Here is a 19,382-nt window from a genome sequence, read left to right as displayed (position 1 = left end):
TGGGCTGGACATAAGCCGCCCACGGTCCGTAGTCGCTTCCCAGGCGAGGCGGCTGAAGGTCGCCCGGGGCCGGGCACAAGCCGCCCACGAGACCGGGACCGACTCTCGTCCTGCGCCCGACGACCGTCCGTGGCCGGGCGCAAGCCGCCCACGAGACCGGGACCGACTCTCGACCTGCGCCCCACAACCGTCCGTGGCCGGGCGCAAGCCGGCCACGACCCATGGGGGCTTCCCTGGTGGGGCGGCTGGAGGCTGTTGGTGGCGGAAGTGGGTGGAAGCGCGGCTGTTCCGTGGTGGATGCGGGTCAGCGTGTGCGGGCGGGCCCGGAAGGGCGAAACTTTGCACCTATTGCCCGGCTTTGGGGCTGGGTTGGTGGTGTCGTGTTCGTCCTGACCCGGCTCCACCACGGATTGTCCGAGCCGTCGACCGTCCGCCCCTCTCGTCAGCTCTCATCAACCCCTGACGACCGGCTGTCGCAGTCACGGAGAAGCACCTAGCGATCCGAGGCGGCCTGCGCCCGCCCCCGACGGCCGTCGGGCGCGTGACGGGGGAAGGGCAATCGGGCGGTGGGCGGCCTATGCCCAGCCCAGGACGGGCGTCGGCCGCGTGACGGGGGGAGGGCAAGCGAGCGGTGGGCGGCTTATGCCCAGCCCGGGACGGGCGTCGGCCGCGTGACGGGGAAAGGGAAGCGAGTGGTGGGCGGCTTATGTCCAGCCCGGGACGGTCGCCGGACGCCGAGAGACGGGGAGTGTGTAGCGATCGGGTGCGCCCCGACGCCCCCGGCACGCCCGTCCCATGGGCCCCGTCTCCGGATCGCCCCACCGGGACCGGGGTCGGGCATCTCCGATGTCCCCGCCCCTGAGACCTTCGACCGGCTCGTTCTTTTGGGGGCTTCTCGGCAGTCTTTCGTTTCTCCGGGGCGGGACGGTCGGTCAAGGGTGGAGCGCAGCGACATCGCGTAGCGACGCGACGAAGGAGCGCCCTTGAGGGACCGGCCCGACCCGGAGGGACGATGGGACTGACGGGAAACCCCCATACCCCTCCCTGATGCCGCCCGACAGGCTCCCGCGCCCCGGAGCCACCCCCGCGCCTCCCGACCCCGGGCGCCCGGCACCCCACCCCCGGCACCCCACACCCCACACCCCACCCCCCGCCCGGGGTCCCGGCGCGGCCGGTCGCCGCGGTTCGTGACGTGCGGGCGAGGGGCGGATTGCCCCGCCGAGGGGGTGAACTCGCCCGGCTGGGTGGGGAGTACGCGAAGCAGCTGTCCAGCAGGACACGCCTCGGAAACAATTCTGCAATCTCTTGCGCAAAGTCTTGCAGCGCTCTTACCTGGCCCCTACGGTCGCTCCAATCCCCACACCGTCCGCCAGGAGGCCCCCCGCATGCCTGCCAGAGCTGTCAGAGCTGCAACTCTTTTCGTCGCCCCCGCACTCGCCGCCGCCACCCTCACCGCCGTCGGGCCGCCGGCCGCCGCCGTGCCGCCCGGTGAGAAGGACGTCACCGCCGTCCTCTTCGAGTGGCGCTTCGACTCCGTCGCCAAGGCCTGTACCGATTCGCTCGGGCCCGCCGGGTACGGGTACGTGCAGGTGTCGCCGCCGCAGGAGCACGTGCAGGGCGGGCAGTGGTGGACCTCGTACCAGCCCGTTAGTTACAAGATCGCCGGACGGCTCGGCGACCGGACCGCCTTCAAGGCCATGATCGACACCTGTCATGCCGCCGGGGTGAAGGTCGTCGTGGACTCCGTCATCAACCACATGGCCGGTCCGGCGGACGCCGGTGCCACCTTCACCGGCACCGGGGGATCTTCGTACACGAAGTACAGCTACCCGGGGCTCTATTCGGGCGCCGACATGGACGACTGCCGGGCCTCGATCTCGAACTACCAGGACCGGGGCAACGTCCAGAACTGCGAGCTCGTGCAGCTCGCCGACCTGGACACCGGCGAGGACTACGTGCGCGGGCGCATCGCCGGGTACCTGAACGACCTGCTCTCGCTCGGCGTGGACGGCCTGCGGATCGACGCCGCCAAGCACATGCCCGCCGCCGACCTCGCCAACATCAAGTCCCGGCTCACCAAGCCCGGCGTGTACTGGAAGCAGGAGGCGATATACGGGGCCGGGGAAGCCGTCTCGCCGAGCGAATACCTGGGGAACGGGGACGTGCAGGAATTCCGGTACGCCCGGGATCTCAAGCGGATCTTCCAGAGCGAGAACCTGGCCTACCTCAAGAACTTCGGCGAAGCCTGGGGGTACATGCCCAGCGGGCAGGCCGGGGTCTTCGTCGACAACCACGACACCGAGCGCAACGGCGACACCCTCACCTACAAGGACGGATCCGCCTACACGCTGGCCAGTGTGTTCGCGCTGGCCTGGCCCTACGGGTCCCCGGACGTGCACTCCGGCTACGAGTGGAGCGACAAGGACGCCGGACCGCCCAACGGGGGCACGGTGAACGCCTGTTACTCCGACGGCTGGACGTGCCAGCACGCCTGGCGGGAGATCTCCTCCATGGTCGGCTTCCGCAACGCGGCCCGCGGCCAAGGCGTCACGAACTGGTGGGACGACGGCGGCGACCGGATCGCCTTCGGGCGCGGCACCAAGGCGTACGTGGCGATCAACCACGAGGGTTCCGCCCTGACCCGGACCTTCCAGACCTCGCTGCCGGGCGGCGACTACTGCGACGTGCAGAGCGGGCGGACCGTCACCGTCGGCTCCGGCGGGCAGTTCACCGCCACGCTCGCCGCCGGGACGGCACTGGCCCTGCACGTCGGGGCCCGTACCTGCTCCGGTACCCCGGCGGGCCCGGCGGGAGCCTCCTTCGGCGTCGAGGCGACCACCGTGCCCGGACAGAACATCTACGTCACCGGTGACCGCGGCGAGCTCGGCGGCTGGAACACCGGCGGCGCGCTGAAGCTCGACCCGGCCGCGTACCCCGTCTGGAAGCTCGACGTGACGCTCCCGGCCGGGACCGCGTTCTCGTACAAGTACCTCCGCAAGGACGCCGCCGGAAACGTCACCTGGGAGAGCGGAGCCAACCGCACCGCCACCGTCCCCGCGAGCGGCAAGGTCACCCTGACCGACACCTGGCGCAGCTGACGCCGCCACCGCCGCTCCACCGACCAGGGCCGTCCGGCACCATCCTCCCTGCCACGCCGGGCGGCCCTCATCCATGCGACCCGTACACAAGGAGACCTGCCTTGATACGCCCTGCCGCAGGAGTGCTCGCCGCCGCCCTGGCCGTGACCTTCCTGCCCGCCCTGTCCGCCGCGGCCGCACCGGCCGGGCCACCCGCCCCACCCTCGGACGCGAAACTGGCCGCCGAACCGGCCCGGCACGACCTGACCCGGGAGCAGTTCTACTTCGTGCTCCCGGACCGGTTCGCGAACGGCGACCCGCGCAACGACCGGGGCGGCCTGACCGGTTCGCGCCTGGAGACCGGCCTGGACCCCACGGACAAGGGCTTCTACCAGGGCGGTGACCTCAAGGGGCTCACCGACCGCCTCGACTACATCAAGGGGCTCGGCACCACGGCCATCTGGCTGGCGCCGATCTTCAAGAACCAGCCGGTGCAGGGCAAGGGGGCGGACGCCTCGGCCGGCTACCACGGCTACTGGATCACCGACTTCACCCAGGTCGACCCGCACTTCGGGACGAACGCCGACCTGGAGCGGCTGATCGACAAGGCGCACGGGAAGGGGATGAAGGTCTTCTTCGACGTCATCACCAACCACACCGCCGATGTCGTGGACTACCGGGAGGCGTCGTACTCGTACCTCTCGAAGGGGGCGTTCCCCTATCTCACCAAGGACGGCGTGCCGTTCGACGACGCAGACTATGCCGACGGGAAGGCGAAGTTCCCGAAGGTGGACGGGGAGTCCTTCCCGCGGACCCCCTTCGTGCCGGACGCGAAGAAGAACCTCAAGGTGCCGGCCTGGCTCAACGACCCGACGATGTACCACGACCGGGGTGACTCGACCTTCGCGGGAGAGTCCTCCGACCACGGCGACTTCGTCGGTCTCGACGACCTGTGGACCGAGCGTCCCGAGGTCGTCGACGGGATGGAGAAGATCTACGAGAAGTGGGTGCGGGACTTCCGCATCGACGGCTTCCGGATCGACACGGTCAAGCACGTCAACACCGAGTTCTGGACGCAGTGGGCGACCGCCCTCGACGCCTACGCCGCGAAGCGCGGCCGTGACGACTTCTTCATGTTCGGTGAGGTCTACTCCGCCGACACCGCCGTCACCTCCCCGTACGTGACGCGCGGGAAGCTCGACGCCACCCTCGACTTCCCGCTCCAGGACGCGATCCGCGCCTACGCCTCCCAGGGCGCGCCCGCCGGCCGGCTGGCCTCCGTCCTCGGCGACGACTACCGGTACACCTCCGGCAAGGCCAACGCCTATGAGCAGGTGACCTTTCTCGGCAACCACGACATGGGCCGCTTCGCCACCTTCCTGAAGCAGGACCGGCCGGGGGCCGGGGAGCAGGAGCTGCTGGAGCGCTACCGGCTGGCCAACGAGCTGATGTTCCTCTCCCGGGGCAACCCGGTGATCTACTCCGGTGACGAGCAGGGCTTCACCGGCGCGGGCGGCGACAAGGACGCCCGGCAGCCGCTGTTCGCCACGCAGGTCGCCGACTACCTGGACGACGACCAGCTCGGAACGGCGCGCACGCACGCGAGCGACGCCTACGATCCGGGACACCCGCTCTACCAGCAGATCAGTGCTCTCTCGAAGCTGACGAAGGCGCACCCGGCCCTGCGGGACGGCGTCCAGAGCGAACGTTTCTCCGACGGCTCCGTCTACGCCTTCGCCCGCACCGACACCAAGACCCGCACCGAGTACCTGGTCGCCGCCAACAACGCCGCCGACTCCCGCACCGTCGAGATCGACGCCCCGGCCGGCGCCCAGTACCGCACCCTGTACGGCGGCACCGCGCTGATCCGCGCCTCGGCCGCCGGCAAGCTCACCGTCCCGGTCCCGGCCCTCGGCTCCGTCGTCCTCCAGGCCGTGACCCCCGCCGCCAAGCCGGCCGTCAAGCCCACCCTGACCCTCAAGGCCCCGGCCCCCGGCGCCACCGGCACCGTCGAGCTCTCCGCCGACGTCAGCGGGGGTGGCCTGAACCGGGTCGTCTTCGCCGCCCAGACCGGCACCGCCACGTGGCAGGTCCTCGGCACCGCCGACCACGCCCCCTACAAGGTCACCCAGCACCTCGACGCCACGACCCCGGCCGGCACCGCCCTGCGCTACAAGGCCGTCGTCGTCGACTCCGCCGGCCGCACCGCGAGCGCCCTCGCCACCTCCGCCGCCGGCCAGGCCCCGCCCGCCGAGATCCCCACCGCCACCCAGCGGGACCACGCGGTCGTCCACTACACCCGCCCCGACGGCGACTACACGAACTGGCGGCTGTACGCCTGGGGCGACATCGCGGAGGGCGAGGCCACTCCCTGGCCCGCCGGCCATGACTTCACCGGCCGCGACGCCTACGGCGCCTTCGCGTACGTCAAGCTCAAGCCCGGCGCCTCCTCCGTCGGCTACCTCGTCATCGACAAGGACGGCAACAAGGACGTCGCCGCCGACCGCACCATCGACGTGACGAAGACCGGCGAGATCTGGCTGGAGCAGGGCAAGGAGCCCGCCCGCACCGACCGCCCCGCCTACCCGCCGCAGGACCAGAACAAGGCCGTCCTGCACCACCAGCGCCCCGACGGCGCCTACGACGGCTGGGGCCTGCACGTCTGGACCGGAGCCGCGAACCCCACCGACTGGTCCAAGCCGATCCTCCCCACCCGCACCGACTCCTACGGCGCGGTCTACGAGGTCCCGCTCGCGGCCGGCGCCACCAGCCTCAGCTACATCCTCCACAAGGGCGACGAGAAGGACCTCCCCACCGACCAGTCCCTGGACCTGAAGGCCACCGGCCACGAGGTGTGGATGCTGGGCGGCCAGGAGAAGTACCTCCTGCCGCAGCCCGCCGGATCCGCCGCCGCCCTGGACCTCACCAAATCCCAGGCCGTCTGGATCGACCGTGACACCCTCGCCTGGAACGCCCCCGCCACCGCCGCCTCCGTGCAGCTCCTCGCCTCCCGCGAAGGCGCCGTCAAGGCCGAGAACGGCACCCTGACCGGCCGTGCCCAGTGGCTGCGGCTGGGAGCCAGGACCGAGCTGACCGCCGCCCAGAAGCAGAAGTTCCCGCACCTCGCCTCGTACGGGGCGTACACCGTCGACCCGCGCGACCGCGACCGGGTCCGCGAGGCCCTGCGCGGCCAGCTCGTCGCGAGCGCCCGCGCGGCGAACGGCGCCGTCCTCGCCGCCACCGGCGTGCAGCTCGCCGGCGTCCTCGACGACCTGTACACGACCACCGCCGCCCTCGGCCCCGTCTTCAAGGACGGCCGCCCCACCCTCTCCGTCTGGGCCCCCACCGCCCAGCGGGTCTCCCTCGAACTGGGCGGCCGCACCGTCGCCATGCGCCGCGACGACGCCACCGGCGTCTGGTCGGTGCGCGGCGAACGCTCCTGGACCGGCAAGCCCTACCGCTTCGACGTCACCGTCTGGGCCCCCAGCACCCGCCAGGTGGTCCGCAACCTCGTCACCGACCCCTACTCCACCGCCCTCACCGCGGACTCCGTCCACAGCCTCGTCGTCGACCTGGCGGACCCGGGGCTCGCCCCGCCCGGCTGGAAGACCCTGCGCAAGCCCGCGGCCGTCCCCTTCACCTCCGCGCAGATCCAGGAGCTGCACGTCCGCGACTTCTCCGTCGCGGACCGCATTACCACCCACCCCGGCCAGTACCTGGCCTTCACCGACACCGCCTCGGCGGGCATGAAGCACCTGCGCGACCTGGCCGCCGCCGGCACCTCGTACGTCCACCTGCTGCCGGCCTTGGACATCGGCACCATCCCGGAGAAGGCCGCCGACCGCACCGAGCCCGCCTGCGACCTCACGGTGTACGCGCCGGACTCGCAGGAACAGCAGGCCTGCGTCGCCGCCGCGGCCGCGAAGGACGCGTACAACTGGGGCTACGACCCGCTGCACTACACCGTCCCCGAGGGCAGCTACGCCAGCGACCCGAACGGCACGGCCCGTACCGTCGAGTTCCGCAGGATGGTCCAGTCCCTCAACGGGTCCGGGCTGCGCACCGTGATGGACGTCGTCTACAACCACACCGTCGCCGCCGGCCAGGCCGACAAGTCGGTCCTGGACCGCATCGTCCCCGGCTACTACCAGCGCCTGCTGGCCGACGGCAGCGTCGCCACCTCCACCTGCTGCGCCAACACCGCCCCCGAGAACGCCATGATGGGGCGCCTGGTCGTCGACTCGATCGTCACCTGGGCGAAGGAGTACAAGGTCGACGGCTTCCGCTTCGACCTGATGGGCCACCACCCGAAGGCCAACATCCTGGCCGTCCGCGCGGCCCTCGACGCCCTGACCGTCGCCAAGGACGGGGTCGACGGCAAGAAGATCGTGCTCTACGGGGAGGGCTGGAACTTCGGCGAGATCGCCGACGACGCCCGCTTCGTCCAGGCCACGCAGAAGAACATGGCCGGCACCGGCATCGCCACCTTCTCCGACCGGGCCCGTGACGCCGTCCGCGGCGGCGGCCCCTTCGACGAGGACCCGCGCGTCCAGGGCTTCGCGTCCGGCCTGTTCACCGCCCCGAACGCCTCACCCGCGAACGGCACCCCCGAGGAGCAGAAGGCCCGCCTCCTGCACGCCCAGGACCTGATCAAGGTCGGGCTCTCCGGCAACCTCGCCTCGTACGCCTTCACCGACACCACCGGCCGCCGCATCAAGGGCGCCGAGCTGGACTACAACGGCGCCCCGGCCGGCTACGCGGCCGCCCCCGGCGACGCCCTCGCCTACGCCGACGCCCACGACAACGAATCCCTCGCCGACGCCCTGACCTACAAGCTGGCGCCCGGCACCGCCCCCCGCGACCAGGCCCGCATGCAGGTCCTGGCCATGGCCACGGCCACCCTCTCGCAGGGCCCGGCCCTCTCCCAGGCGGGCACCGACCTGCTGCGCTCCAAGTCCCTGGACCGCAACTCCTACGACAGCGGCGACTGGTTCAACGCCATCCACTGGGACTGCCGCGACGGCAACGGTTTCGGCCGCGGCCTGCCCCCGGCCGCCGACAACGCCTCGAAGTGGCTCTACGCGAAGCCGCTGCTCACAGGACCGGCGCCCGGCTGCACCGAGATCGACGCCACCTCGGCCGCCTACCGTGACCTGCTGAAGATCCGCACCACCGAACCGGACTTCGCCCTCACCACGACCGAGGCCGTCCAGTCCCGACTGTCCTTCCCCCTCTCGGGCAAGGACGAGACCCCCGGCGTGATCACGATGACCCTGGGCGACCTGGTGGTCGTGTTCAACGCGGCCCCCACCGCACAGGCACAGCGCGTCCCGGCCCTCGCGGGCACCGCCTACCGGCTCCACCCGGTCCAGGCCGCGGGCTCCGACGCCACCGCCAAGCAATCCACGTACGACGCGAAGACAGGAGAGTTCACCGTCCCCGCCCGCACCGTCTCGGTCTTCACACGGCGCTGAGTCGGTCCAGCCGCTTCTCCAGCAGGATCACCCCGTAGGTCCTGCCGTCCTTCCCCTCCTTGTTGGGGAGCTCCCCGACCACCCGGTAGCCCGCACCCCGGTAGTACGTGAGCAGCCGGGGGTTGGTGGAGACGCAGTCCAGCCGCGCCCGTTCCCGACCGGTCCGGGCGATCCGGCGCTCGGCATGTTCGAGCAGCCGCCGCCCGGCCCCCGCGGGGGCCACCTCGCGCGCCACCATCAGCCGGTGCACGTAGCCCGCCACGGGCGGCTGGACTCCCCAGGCCTCCTCGTCGGACCACCACAACTCGTAGGCCCCGCACACGCGCCCGTCGGCGTCGCCGGCGAGCCACACCTCGCCCTCGCGCATCTTCGACCGGAAGTGCGCGGCGTCCTTGTCGCCGGGCTTCCACTGATCGATCCCGTGCTTGCGCATCCACCGGGCAGCCTGGTCGTACAGCTGCACCAGAGTGCCGGCGTCCTTCTCCTGGGCCGGCCGGAACAGGATCTCGTCGTCAATGATCACGCGGGCATTATCGATGATCATGGGCGCCCGCCACACCCCGGATTCACCGCGGATCCGGTACCTCGGCCGGCACCAGGGCGGCGAGCCGCCCGACCAGTTCCCCGAAAGGCCCGTCGGAGGGTTCGTCGGCCAGGATCCGCATGAGGATCCCCGCCATCTCCGCGTCGTACGCGGCGCTCACGGCGGCCAGCGCGGCGAAGTCGTGCACCAGCTGCAACTCCAGCTCGCTCCGCGGGATCCGGCGCCCGTCCAGCCAGATCAGCGCGGTGGACTCGGCGAGCGACACCCAGGACCGCACCACGAGCTCCATGCGCGCCGGCGTCCGCTCCGGCCTCATGCCCAGGTGCGTGAGGATCTGCTCGTACGCCGCCTGCCGGACCTCGTCGATCATCGCGTTCGTGCGGCTGCTGCCGACGGCCGGACCGCCGCGCATCAGCGCCGAGAAGCCCGGCCCGTGGTCGTCGACGAAATCGAAGAAACGCCCCATCACCCGCAGCAGACGCCCCCCGAGCGGCCCCTCCCGGGGCTCCACGAACCGCAGCGCCAGCTCGTCCGCAGCCCGCCGCAACGCGGCCTCGTACAGGCTCAGCTTGCCCGGAAAGTAGTGGTAGACGAGCGGCCGGGATATCCCGGCGGCCGCCGCGATCTCGTCGATCGACACATCGTCGGGCGAGCGGTTGCTGAACAGCTCCAGGGCAACCCCGATCAGCTGCTGCCGCCGCTCCTCGACACCCATCCTGCGTCGCACCCCGGTTGTCATGCGGACACCCTACTGGGGAGCGTTCACAGGTCCAGGACCAGCCGGTCCCCCTTCGCGCGCGACACGCACAGCAGCATCGAATCGTCCCGCTCCTGGTCCGTGAGCAGCTCGTCGCGGTGGTCCACGCCGCCCTCCAGCACCCGGTGTTGGCAGGTCCCGCAGAACCCCTGCTCGCAGGAGTACGGGGTGTCCGGCAGCTCCCGGCGCACCGCGGCCAGCGTGCTCTCGTCCGCCGCCACCTCGACGACCCGGCCCGAGCGGCGCAGTTCGACCGTGAACGCCCGCGCCGGACCGGGCGCGGCCGACGGCGCGAAGCGCTCCAGGTGCACGGCCGCCGGGTCCTGGGCGGCCTCGATCACGGCCAGCATCAGGGGCTCCGGCCCACAGCAGTAGACCAGGGTGCCGGGCGCCGCGGCGGCGAGCGGGGACAGGTCCGGCAGGCCCACCTCGTCCTCGGGGAGGACCGTGACCCGGTCGCCGTAGGCCGCGAGGTCGTCCAGGAAGGGCATCGAGTCGAGGGAGCGGCCCCCGTAAAGGAGGGTCCAGTCGGCGCCCGTCGCCGTGGCGGCCCGCAGCATAGGGAGGATCGGCGTGATGCCGATGCCGCCCGCGACGAAGACGTACGAGGGCGCGGGGACCAGCTCGAAGCGGTTGCGCGGCGGGCGCAGCTCCAGCTCGGCGCCCTCGACCAGTTGCGCGTGCGCCTCGCGGGAGCCGCCCCGGCCGTCCTCGATCAGCCGGATCGCGATCGTGTACCGGCCGGCGTCGGCCGGGTCGCCGCACAGCGAGTACTGGCGGACCAGGCCGGAGGGCAGGGTGACGTCCACGTGCGCGCCCGGGGTCCACGCCGGGAGGTCCGGCGACTCCAGGGTCAGTCGCAGCACGCCGTGCGCGGGCTCCGTACGGGAGACGATCAGCGCACGCAGCGCCCGGCGCGGGGAGTGGCCCGAGACCGGAGCCTCCAGGGCCGGCAGCGGCCAGAGCGGGGACCTGTCGATCCGGCGCCGCAGGGCGCGCCGGGTCACCCAGGCGGCGCCCGCGACGGCGGTGACGGCGAGGGCGCGCCTCATGCCCGCACCTCGCCGTTCGCGCCGGGGGAGGCGGCGAGGTAGGCCACCGCCTGGGCCGTCGAGCCCTCCTGCGAGGGGTGGTAGGTGCGGGAGAGGTACTTCGGGATGGACTTCAGCATCGCTCCCGTCGACGGGAGCACCCCCTGCTGACCGGCCACGAAGAACTTCCCGAAGGAGGCCTTGCCGGCCACCAGGTGCGGGTCGTTCTCCATGAAGAAGCGCACCCCGCGCTGCCACAGGAACACCAGCGCCGAGAAGGCGGTCGCCCAGGTGCGGGCCCGGCGCCGGTAGTTGCCGTCGACGTGCATGAAGAGGTCGAAGGCCACCGAGCGGTGCTCGACCTCCTCCGCCCCGTGCCAGCGCAGCAGGTCCAGCATCGTGGGGTCGGCACCCCGCCGGTCCAGCGCGTCGGCGTTGAGCACCCAGTCGCCCAGGAACGCCGTGTAGTGCTCGATCGCCGCGATCATCGCGACCCGTTCCATCAGCCACCAGTGGCGGGCCCGGCCCGGCGGCAGGGTCCGGTCGCCGAGGAGCTTCTCGAACAGCCAGTCCACCTGCGCGGTGTAGGGGGTCGGATCCAACCCCAGCCGCTTCAGGTGGGGGAGCACGTCGTCGTGCGCGGTGGCGTGCATGGCCTCCTGGCCGATGAAGCCGACGACGTCCGCCCGCAGTCGCTCGTCCTCGATGTACGGGAGCACCTGCTTGTAGACGTGCACGAACCAGCGCTCTCCCGCGGGGAGCAGCAGGTGCAGCACATTGATCATGTGTCCGGCGAACGGGTCGCCGGGCAGCCAGTGGAGCGGGGTGTCCTCCCAGCCGAAGGACACGTTCCGGGGCCTCAGGTCCACGTGTTCCGACGCCACGGGGGCGGGCGCGAGCGGCGTATTAGACATGGCGTCAATGTACTGATGGGTAGGTGGCAGGAGAAGCCCCCTGCGCGGACTTCTCCGACATGCCACTGCCCGGGCGCTCACGCACCCGGGCAGTGTTCGTACCGATGTCCCGCCGACTACCGCTTGATGTGGCCGGTCGAGAGCGCCCACTCGCGGTTGAGGGTGCCCAGCGGGATCTTGCGCTCGAAGAGGGGAGTGCCGAACAGCGACAGCTGGAGCTGGAGGTTGCCGCTCAGGTCGAAGCCGCCGTACAGCGCCCAGGCGCCGTCCAGGGAGGTCTTGCCGTCGCTGGACGCGGCCGCCGTGATGTCGCCCTCACCGCGCACGTACGGGGCGAAGTCCGCGGTGACGCCGACGGCCCCGTAGAGGCCGACGGAGGCCTCGGCGCCGATCGCGCCCTTGACCTTCCCGGCGGCGGTGACGCTCGCCCGGACCGGCGTGCTCTTCACGTTGGAGGCGCTGACCGGGGTCCAGCCCTTGCCCGTGGCGTAGCTGCCGCCGACCTTGAAGTCGCCCTTGACGTCCTGCTGGACGTCGAGGGTGACGCGGCCGTCGGCCTCCACCTGGATGTAGCAGGTCAGGTCGAGGTTGACGACGACCGGCACCGGGCCGACCTGGATGACGGGCGAGCTGTGCAGCTTGGCGAACGGGATCCGCTTGGGCGTTCCGGTGCTCGCGGCGGCGCGGCCCTGGAGCTTCCACTGCGAGGACCAGTCACCGCTCATGCCGAGGAAGGCACCGCGCGGACCGGGGGCGCCGCCGGCGCTGCCGTCGTACGCGAACTCGACCTGCGGGGCGAGCTGGACGAAGCCGGACACCGAGGCGCCGGCCGACGCGGGGGCGTCCGGGGCGGTGTCGACGGAGGCGTTGACGTCGAGCCGCAGGTTGCCGAGCGGCAGCTTCGCGCCCTCGGGGCCGAAGGTCAGGCCCGGACCCTTGGCCCAGGAGAAGGTGACGCCCTTCGTCAGGGGCTCGACGGTGACCGCGGCCGGGTCCACGGGGACCTTGCCGTCGGCCTTGTCGTCGCCCAGGACGGCGGCCAGCGTGGTGGCCGCGGTCTTGACCTCGGTGCCCTTGTCGGTCTTGCCGACGACCTCGGTGACCTTGGCGAGCAGCCCCGCGGGGGCGCCGGGGGCCGGCGCGCTGGCGATGACATCGCCGACCGCGACCGGCTTGTCGGCCTCGGGGGACTTCCCCGCCTCGGGGGACTTCCCGGCCTCCGGGGACTTCCCGGTCTCGGACGGCTTGCCGGGCGCGGGCGAACGGCCGGGCGTCTGCGCGCCCTTGGCGATGACGGCCCGGCCGGTGGCCCGGTCGTAGGAGGCGACCTTCAGCGCGGACTTCTCGGTCCTGCCCTTCCCGTCGGCCCGGGCCACGGCCGCCGGCGTGGACGTCCCCTGCGGGGCCGCGGCCACGTCGAGCTGCTCCGAGGTGCCGTCGGACGAGGGGGTGACGGCGGCGGGGGCGGCCGGTTCGGCGGCGCCGGTGTGAGAGGTCGAGCCGCAGCCGGTGGCGGTCAGGGCGAGGGCGGTCAAGCCGGGTATGAGGAGGCGTCGGGCAAGCGTGCGCACGTGTGGGTGAACCTTCGCGTGGGGGAGGGGTGTTGAGGTTACCGCGTGGTAACCGGAATCAGATCATGCCATGTGTCGACTGCGACCGTCATGTCCGGATCCCGCCAACTACCCAACAGTTCCTGACTGTTGAAGCTTCACCCACCCGCAAGGGTGTCAGGGCCTACCGCAGTACGCCCGCCTTCGTTCCGTCCGTCAGCTTGCCCGACAGGTCCACCTGCGCGCCCGCCTGCGCCTTCACAGCCAAGCGGTTGCCGTTCGCCGACCCGCTCACCCCACCGCCCGACACCGACAGCGACGCGAACTGCGCGCTGCCCGCCGCCAGTACGTACCACTGGCCCGCCCGTGACTTCCACAGCACACCCGCCAGCACCCGCGGCTCGCGCGGCCCGCAGGCCGCCGACCCCTCCGACCGGGCCGCCTGCGCCGCCGTCGGGGCGCCCGGGGCCAGGAACTGCGCCTGCACCCGGTCCGCGGCCCCCTGCCAGGTCTCGGCCCGCGTACAGAGCCAGGCCGCCGTTCCGTCGCCCTCCGGCAGCGGCTGCTTCGCGTACGTCCACGCGTTGACCGTGCGCACCCCGTGCGAGCGGACCGCCGGCAGCAGGCAGGCGATCCTCGACCAGTCCCCGAGCTCGGCGGCCTCCGTCACATTGCGCTCGGCGCCCGGCGCGCCCGACGTCAGCCGGGCCGGGGTCAGTTCACCGAGGTCGGTGATCAGCCGGGTGGCGCCGTCGCCCGTCAGGGCCAGCGCGTTCCAGCTCGTGCAGTCGCCCGCCGGAGCCGGGCCCGCCACCGGCGGGGTCACCCCGTCCGGGGTCGGCTTCAGCGCCACCACCGGGGTGGTGGGCTTGAGCAGGTCCCGCAGGGCCACGCCGGTGACCCAGGGCGCGGTGAGATAGCGCACGTTGCCGTCCACCCGGCTGAGCACCAGCGCGGTGGCGGTGTCCGCCGAGGCGCCGTCGGTCCGGGCGAAGTCGAGGGCGGCGCCCGCGGTCCCGGTCCGCGGTTCGGCGTAGCGGATCACGCGCAGCCCGTCGTACATCAGCACCACGACGGCCTGGTCCACGGCACCCGCGAACAGCAGCTGCGCCGGTCCCATCGGCGGCCCGGCGGGCGTGCCCGGAGTGGCCGAGGTGACCACCGTCGGGCCGGGCCGGGCCCATACGGCCAGCGCCCGGCGCAGCAGCTCCGTGTCGCCGGCGCGGTCGCCGCGGGCGGGCCAGGTGGAGAAGCCCGTACGGGAGGACGTGCGCCACAGGGTGGGCGCCGCCCGGACCAGCTTCCCGGGATCCAGTGCCTGCTCGGCCGCGGCGTTGCGCGAGTACAGCGGGGCGGCGGCCCCGTCCGAGCCCCAGCCCCCGCCCGGCAGCGCGAGCAGCGCCCCGCACACGGCGAGGGCGGCCCCGGCGGCCAGCGCGGCCCGCCCCAGCCGGCGCCGCCGCAGCAGATCGGTGGGCCGGGCCTGGAGCACGCACGGGTCGAACTCGGGGGAGGCGAACAAGGCGTCGTTCGCCGGATCCCCGGACTCCCGGGCGGCGGCGGCCGGATCCGGAACCCCCGCCTCGTCGAGCACCCGGAGCACCTCCGGCTCGCTCAGCCGCTCCAGCGCCCGCAGCACACAGGCGGCCCGACCCGGCCCGTCGAGGGTGGCCAGCCACTGGTCGAGGGCCAGCTCCTCGGCCCCACCGGAGCGGGGGAACAGCCGCAGCCCCCACACCTGGGGGAGCAGCGGCGGGAGCTGCGCCCGCCTCGGCAGCGCCCGGAAGGTCAGCGGAATCCCCGCCTCCAGCGCGGCGCGCAGCACGCGCAGCCGGACGTACGCGTACCCGGAGTCGTCCGGCCCGCCCCGCTGCCCCGGAACCCCACCCTGCACGGCGGCCGCGGCAGCGGCCGAATCCCGCCGCCCGCGCGGCAGCGCCCGCTGGACCAGCGAGTGCGCGGTGAGCACCCGCCGGTTGCGGCCGAGGGCGGGCGGCAGCACCAGATAGGCCAGTCGCACCAGCCGGGGGTAGTGCTCGACGATGGCGGCCTCGGCCTGCTCGACGTCCGGCGGCACGGGAGACACGGGAGGCATGGGGCGGGTGGCGGTATCCGGCGCAGTCACGTTCAGCAGAACGAGCGAATCGTCGGATGGTCACCGGTTCGGGCCCCCGGCCGGGCGCCGCACCCGCACCCCGGTGCGGGGTCAGGCCACCAGGCGGGCGCGCAGCGCCTCGACCGTCTCGTCGGCGACGCCCAGCCCCTCACGCACGTACTTCTCCATCGAGCCGTACCGCGTCTCGACCTCGTCCAGCGCCGCCCGCAGGTAGGAGGGGAAGACGCCGATCAGCGCGAGCGCGATGTCCGGGTCGCCACCGGCCGCCGTGAAGCCCTCGATCAGCGGGGCGAAAGCCTGCTTGACCGCAGGATTGACGGACAGGTATTCGGCCATCAGTGTCTCGTCGTCCGCGCCCAGCAGCGCCAGGATGATCGTCGCGCCCCAGCCGGTCCGGTCCTTGCCGGCCGTGCAGTGGAACAGCAGCGGGCCCGAGTCGGCGTCGGCGGCCTCGGTGAGCAGCATCCGGTACGCGGCCTGCGCGGAGCCGGAGTTCACGAAGGACCGGTAGGTGTCGGCGAACAGGGCCTGCGCCCGGCCGCCGCCCAGGTGCTTCTCGGCGACGGCCGGGTCGGACAGCAGGTCCTTGAGCTGCGCGGCGGGCACCTTGGCGGAGTTCAGCTTGTCGGCGAGGACGTCACCGACCAGGACCCGGGCCCCGGCGGGTATCCGGTCGGGGTGGTCGGCGCGCTCGGCGTCGGTGCGGAAGTCGATGACGGTACGCAGGCCCAGCGCGGCCACCACCGGGTCGGCGTCGAGGTCGAGCCGGTCGAGCTGGCCGGAGCGCAGCACCAGGCCGGGCCGGACGGTGCGGCCGCCGGAGAGCGGGGTGCCGCCGAGGTCGCGGAGGTTGGCGACGGTGGTGGACGGGGTGGCGGTCATCGTGGCAGCTCCTGCTGGGTGCGGTTCATGTAATTTTCCGATGTTTCGCCCCGGAAAGGCAATCGAAGGCCAGTGAGACCCCGATGCCCACCCCGAGCGCGGCCAGGTGCCCGGCGTCCGTGAAGGTCCGCCCGCGCCGCACCACCGGCGCCGCCGCGAGCGCCACCAGCCCCACCCGCGCGGCGGTACGGATCGCCCCGCGCGGCAGGGCGGAGGTCAGCGCGCCGAGCACGGCGTTGAACCCGTAGCTCGTCCCCACGTCCACCGCGCGCCGGGTCTGCGGATCGGCCCTCCCGCGCAGGGCGCCGTACACCAGGAGGGTCGCGGCGGCGTGCCCGAAGAGGAACACCGCGGCCGCCCACCAGGCTCCGTACGCGTATTCGGCATAGCCGAGGACCGCGACCAACAGCAGCGCGTAGGGCAGCGGCATGGGCTCCTCGACGACGAGAGCGCTGCTCAGCAGCGTCTCCCAGCGTCCGGCGGCGAGGTTGTCGACGTTCGTCGAGCAGCCCCGGAGCAGGCGCTCCCGCTCGGCCGCCCCGGTGCGCTCCAAGGCGTAGGCCCCGAGCTGCACCCCGCCGGCGTACACCGCTCCCCACGGAATCGGATTCATCTGCTCATGATCGGATAAGCCTCTGGCGGCGACCGAGGCACCCCGTGCGAACATGTCCCGGCCATGTTCGAATCATTCGCGCCGATGCGCGCCACCCGAGCCGCGATCTTCGCGGCGATGTGTGTCGCCCTGGGCGCGACAGGCCACTCGGCCATGTCCGGAGCGGACGTCCCCCTCTTCGGCCTTCTGGGTGCTTTCGGTGTGACCTACGGGTTCGCATGGCTCGCCGCCGGGCGGCGGCGGGGCCCCGTGGGCATCACCGCCGCGGTGCTCTCGGTGCAGGGCGTGCTGCACCTGGTCTTCTCGAGGAGCGCGGCCGCCGAGCCGTTCGCCGCTCCCGCCCCGATGCACGGCCACCAGCACATGGCGGCGGCCGACGCGGGCGCGACGGCCGCCGAAACCGCGGGCATGGCAGACATCGCCGGCTTGGCCGACATGGCAGACATGGCCCACATGGCGGGCACCACGGGGATGGCGGGCGCCACCGGCACGGCCGGCATGGCCGGTCACGGCGGCGCCGCGATGATCGCCGCCCATGTGCTCGCCGCGCTGCTCTGCGCCGCCTGGCTCGCACGCGGCGAGGCCGCCGTCTTCCGGCTGGCCCGGGTCCTGGCCACCGCCGCGCTCCACGCGGCCCGGCCGCTCACCCGCGCGCTCGCCCTGGTCCGGGCGCGGGTGGCCGCCCCACCGGCCCCGCCCGTCCTCCTCGCCCCGTACGAACGGCCGCGCCGCCTGCGTGGAGCCGTACACGCCCATGCCGTGGTGCGCCGCGGGCCGCCCGGACGCGCTCCGCTCCCACGTTTCACGGCCCCCGGCCGGCCCGCCCACGCCTGACCCGGCGAAGCGGCGAGCCCTGGGGCCCGGTCCCCATGTCTTCGCCAACCCCTAGGATCGCCATGTCTCTTGACGAGGCTCAAGACGTCCGTACCCCGGACGCCGAACCGGCCGTGCCGGCCAAGAACCGCGGCAGCGGCTGGGCCGCCCTGCGCCCGCTGCTCCTGCGCATGCACTTCTACGCGGGCCTGCTCGTCGCCCCGCTGATCTTCCTCGCCGCCGCCACCGGGCTGCTCTACGCCGCCTCCTGGCAGGCCGAGAACATCATCTACTCCGACGAGCTGACCGTCGCCCGCGTCGGCGACAGCACCCTGCCGCTGAGCGCCCAGATCGACGCGGCCAAGGGCGCCGCCCCCGCGGGCGAGGTCGTGTCCGTGTGGCCCGCCCCCGACACCGAGGCCACCACCCGGGTGATCATGGAGAGCCCGGGCCTCCCCGAGGGGGAGACCCTCACCGTCTTCGTCGACCCGTACACGGCCGAGGTGCGCGGGCAGCTCGCCACCGTCGGCGACGCGCTGCCGCTGCGGGCCTGGCTCAGCGAGTTCCACTCCAGCCTCCAGCTCGGCGAGTTCGGCCGGAACTACAGCGAACTCGCCGCGAGCTGGATGTGGGTGGTCGCACTCGGCGGACTCGCCCTGTGGCTGGGCCGCCGTCGTAAGCGCAGGTCGCAGCTGGTCCTCCCGGACCGCAAGGCCACCGGCCGGCGCCGCACCCTCTCCTGGCACGGAGCCGTGGGGCTGTGGGCCGTCGCCGGACTCGTCGTCCTCTCCGCCACCGGCCTGACCTGGTCGAAGTACGCCGGCGAGAACATCGGGGAGCTCCAGGACAGCCTCGGCGGGGCCACCCCGGCCGTGTCCGCCCAGCTCGGCGCCGGTGCGGGCGCCGGCTCCGACGAGCACGCCGGGCACACCATGCCCGACGGCACGCAGATGGCCCCGCCGCCCGCACCCACCACCGATGTCGGCATCGACAAGGCCGTGGACGCGGCCCGGGCCGCCGGCGTCACCGAGGCGCTCCGCGTGACCCTGCCCGCCGAGGGCAAGGGGTACGTCATCAAGGAGCAGGACAAGCTGGTGCCGGTGCACCTGGACTCGGTCGCCGTCGATCCGGCGGACGCCCGCGTGATGGACGAACTGCGCTTCGCCGACTACCCGGTCCTCGCCCAGATGACCCGCTTCGGCATCGACCTGCACATGGGCACGACCTTCGGGCTCGTCAACCAGATCGCGCTCGCCGCGCTCGCCGTCGCCGTGATGTTCCTCGTCTTCTGGGGCTACCGCATGTGGTGGCTCCGCCGGCCGACGAAGGACCGCAAGCTGTCCGTCGGCCGTGCGCAGCCGCGCGGCGCCTGGCGCAAGCTCCCGGTGACGGTGCTGCTGCCGGTCGCCGCATGCACCGCGCTCATCGGCTGGTTCGTGCCGCTGCTCGGGATCAGCCTGGTCGTCTTCCTCGCGGTCGACGTCCTGCTGGGCTTCGTCGCGGGCCGCCGGGCCGAGGCCGCGTAGGAGCCGCGTAGCGCCCTGTCGGGCACCGGTCACGAACGAGGTGGGCCCGTACTCCCCGGGGGAGTACGGGCCCACCGTCGTCAGG

12 protein-coding genes are annotated in these 19,382 nt (G+C 72.8%); 4 read left to right on the top strand and 8 right to left on the bottom strand.

The window, feature by feature from the left end; translation table 11 throughout:
* The first annotated feature begins 1,385 nt into the window (after positions 1-1,385).
* Both BCL76_RS06900 and pulA read left to right on the top strand, forming a co-directional pair.
* On the top strand, positions 1,386-3,098 hold the full coding sequence (locus BCL76_RS06900) for a carbohydrate-binding module family 20 domain-containing protein (RefSeq protein ID WP_109778619.1): 1,713 nt from the start codon (positions 1,386-1,388) through the stop codon (positions 3,096-3,098).
* Positions 3,099-3,199: 101 nt separating this feature from the next.
* Positions 3,200-8,551 (top strand): pullulanase-type alpha-1,6-glucosidase, encoded by a 5,352-nt coding sequence (pulA, locus tag BCL76_RS06895; RefSeq protein ID WP_258309389.1) that lies wholly within the window; start codon positions 3,200-3,202, stop codon positions 8,549-8,551.
* Here pulA and BCL76_RS06890 read toward each other — a convergent pair.
* From BCL76_RS06890 to BCL76_RS06855, 8 genes are all read right to left on the bottom strand, one after another.
* Entirely contained in the window at positions 8,538-9,074 is a 537-nt protein-coding gene (locus BCL76_RS06890; protein ID WP_109778887.1) for a GNAT family N-acetyltransferase, read from the bottom strand. The two genes, pulA and BCL76_RS06890, sit on opposite strands and share 14 nt — an antisense overlap.
* Positions 9,075-9,117: 43 nt before the next feature.
* Positions 9,118-9,834, bottom strand: a complete 717-nt coding sequence (locus BCL76_RS06885) for a TetR/AcrR family transcriptional regulator (protein WP_109778617.1) — start codon at positions 9,832-9,834, stop codon at positions 9,118-9,120.
* A gap of 23 nt (positions 9,835-9,857) precedes the next feature.
* Positions 9,858-10,904 carry a PDR/VanB family oxidoreductase gene (locus BCL76_RS06880; protein ID WP_109778616.1) on the bottom strand — a complete coding sequence of 349 codons (1,047 nt, stop codon included), beginning with the start codon at positions 10,902-10,904 and terminating at the stop codon, positions 9,858-9,860.
* On the bottom strand, positions 10,901-11,797 hold the full coding sequence (locus BCL76_RS06875; protein WP_109778615.1) for a metal-dependent hydrolase: 897 nt from the start codon (positions 11,795-11,797) through the stop codon (positions 10,901-10,903). The genes BCL76_RS06880 and BCL76_RS06875 overlap by 4 nt, the downstream gene beginning before the upstream one ends.
* Before the next feature lie 116 nt (positions 11,798-11,913).
* A complete protein-coding gene (locus BCL76_RS06870) occupies positions 11,914-13,368 on the bottom strand; it encodes a hypothetical protein (protein ID WP_109778614.1) in 1,455 nt (484 codons plus the stop codon).
* Between the two features lie 163 nt (positions 13,369-13,531).
* The gene (locus tag BCL76_RS06865; RefSeq protein ID WP_109778613.1) at positions 13,532-15,442 is read right to left on the bottom strand and encodes a hypothetical protein; all 1,911 of its coding nucleotides are present in this window, start codon (positions 15,440-15,442) and stop codon (positions 13,532-13,534) included.
* A gap of 111 nt (positions 15,443-15,553) precedes the next feature.
* Positions 15,554-16,345 carry a tyrosine-protein phosphatase gene (locus tag BCL76_RS06860; protein ID WP_109778612.1) on the bottom strand — a complete coding sequence of 264 codons (792 nt, stop codon included), beginning with the start codon at positions 16,343-16,345 and terminating at the stop codon, positions 15,554-15,556.
* 25 nt (positions 16,346-16,370) lie between these two features.
* Positions 16,371-16,958 (bottom strand): rhomboid-like protein, encoded by a 588-nt coding sequence (locus tag BCL76_RS06855; RefSeq protein WP_258309388.1) that lies wholly within the window; start codon positions 16,956-16,958, stop codon positions 16,371-16,373.
* An 84-nt stretch (positions 16,959-17,042) separates the two neighbouring features.
* Here BCL76_RS06855 and BCL76_RS06850 point away from each other — a divergent pair, with 84 nt between their 5' ends.
* Together BCL76_RS06850 and BCL76_RS06845 are read left to right on the top strand one after the other, a co-directional pair.
* Complete coding sequence (locus BCL76_RS06850) at positions 17,043-17,792, top strand: hypothetical protein (RefSeq protein ID WP_146228329.1); 750 nt, start codon at positions 17,043-17,045, stop codon at positions 17,790-17,792.
* Between the two features lie 62 nt (positions 17,793-17,854).
* Positions 17,855-19,297 carry a PepSY-associated TM helix domain-containing protein gene (locus BCL76_RS06845; protein ID WP_109778610.1) on the top strand — a complete coding sequence of 481 codons (1,443 nt, stop codon included), beginning with the start codon at positions 17,855-17,857 and terminating at the stop codon, positions 19,295-19,297.
* Positions 19,298-19,382 lie beyond the last annotated feature (85 nt).

This window comes from Streptomyces sp. CG 926 (assembly GCF_003148825.1).
Taxonomy (GTDB): Bacteria; Actinomycetota; Actinomycetes; order Streptomycetales; family Streptomycetaceae; genus Streptomyces.
Note: the sequence above shows the minus strand (reverse complement) of the source record. Positions and strands in the feature narration are given on the sequence as shown.

Excerpts from the sequence above, each read along its gene's own strand:
- BCL76_RS06900 (WP_109778619.1), top strand. The coding sequence starts at position 1,386 with ATGCCTGCCAGAGCTGTCAGAGCTGCAACTCTTTTCGTCGCCCCCGCA.
- BCL76_RS06885 (WP_109778617.1), bottom strand. The coding sequence starts at position 9,834 with ATGACAACCGGGGTGCGACGCAGGATGGGTGTCGAGGAGCGGCGGCAG.
- BCL76_RS06880 (WP_109778616.1), bottom strand. The coding sequence starts at position 10,904 with ATGAGGCGCGCCCTCGCCGTCACCGCCGTCGCGGGCGCCGCCTGGGTG.
- BCL76_RS06875 (WP_109778615.1), bottom strand. The coding sequence starts at position 11,797 with ATGTCTAATACGCCGCTCGCGCCCGCCCCCGTGGCGTCGGAACACGTG.
- BCL76_RS06865 (WP_109778613.1), bottom strand. The coding sequence starts at position 15,442 with ATGCCTCCCGTGTCTCCCGTGCCGCCGGACGTCGAGCAGGCCGAGGCC.
- BCL76_RS06860 (WP_109778612.1), bottom strand. The coding sequence starts at position 16,345 with ATGACCGCCACCCCGTCCACCACCGTCGCCAACCTCCGCGACCTCGGC.
- BCL76_RS06855 (WP_258309388.1), bottom strand. The coding sequence starts at position 16,958 with ATGAATCCGATTCCGTGGGGAGCGGTGTACGCCGGCGGGGTGCAGCTC.
- BCL76_RS06850 (WP_146228329.1), top strand. The coding sequence starts at position 17,043 with ATGCGCGCCACCCGAGCCGCGATCTTCGCGGCGATGTGTGTCGCCCTG.
- BCL76_RS06845 (WP_109778610.1), top strand. The coding sequence starts at position 17,855 with ATGTCTCTTGACGAGGCTCAAGACGTCCGTACCCCGGACGCCGAACCG.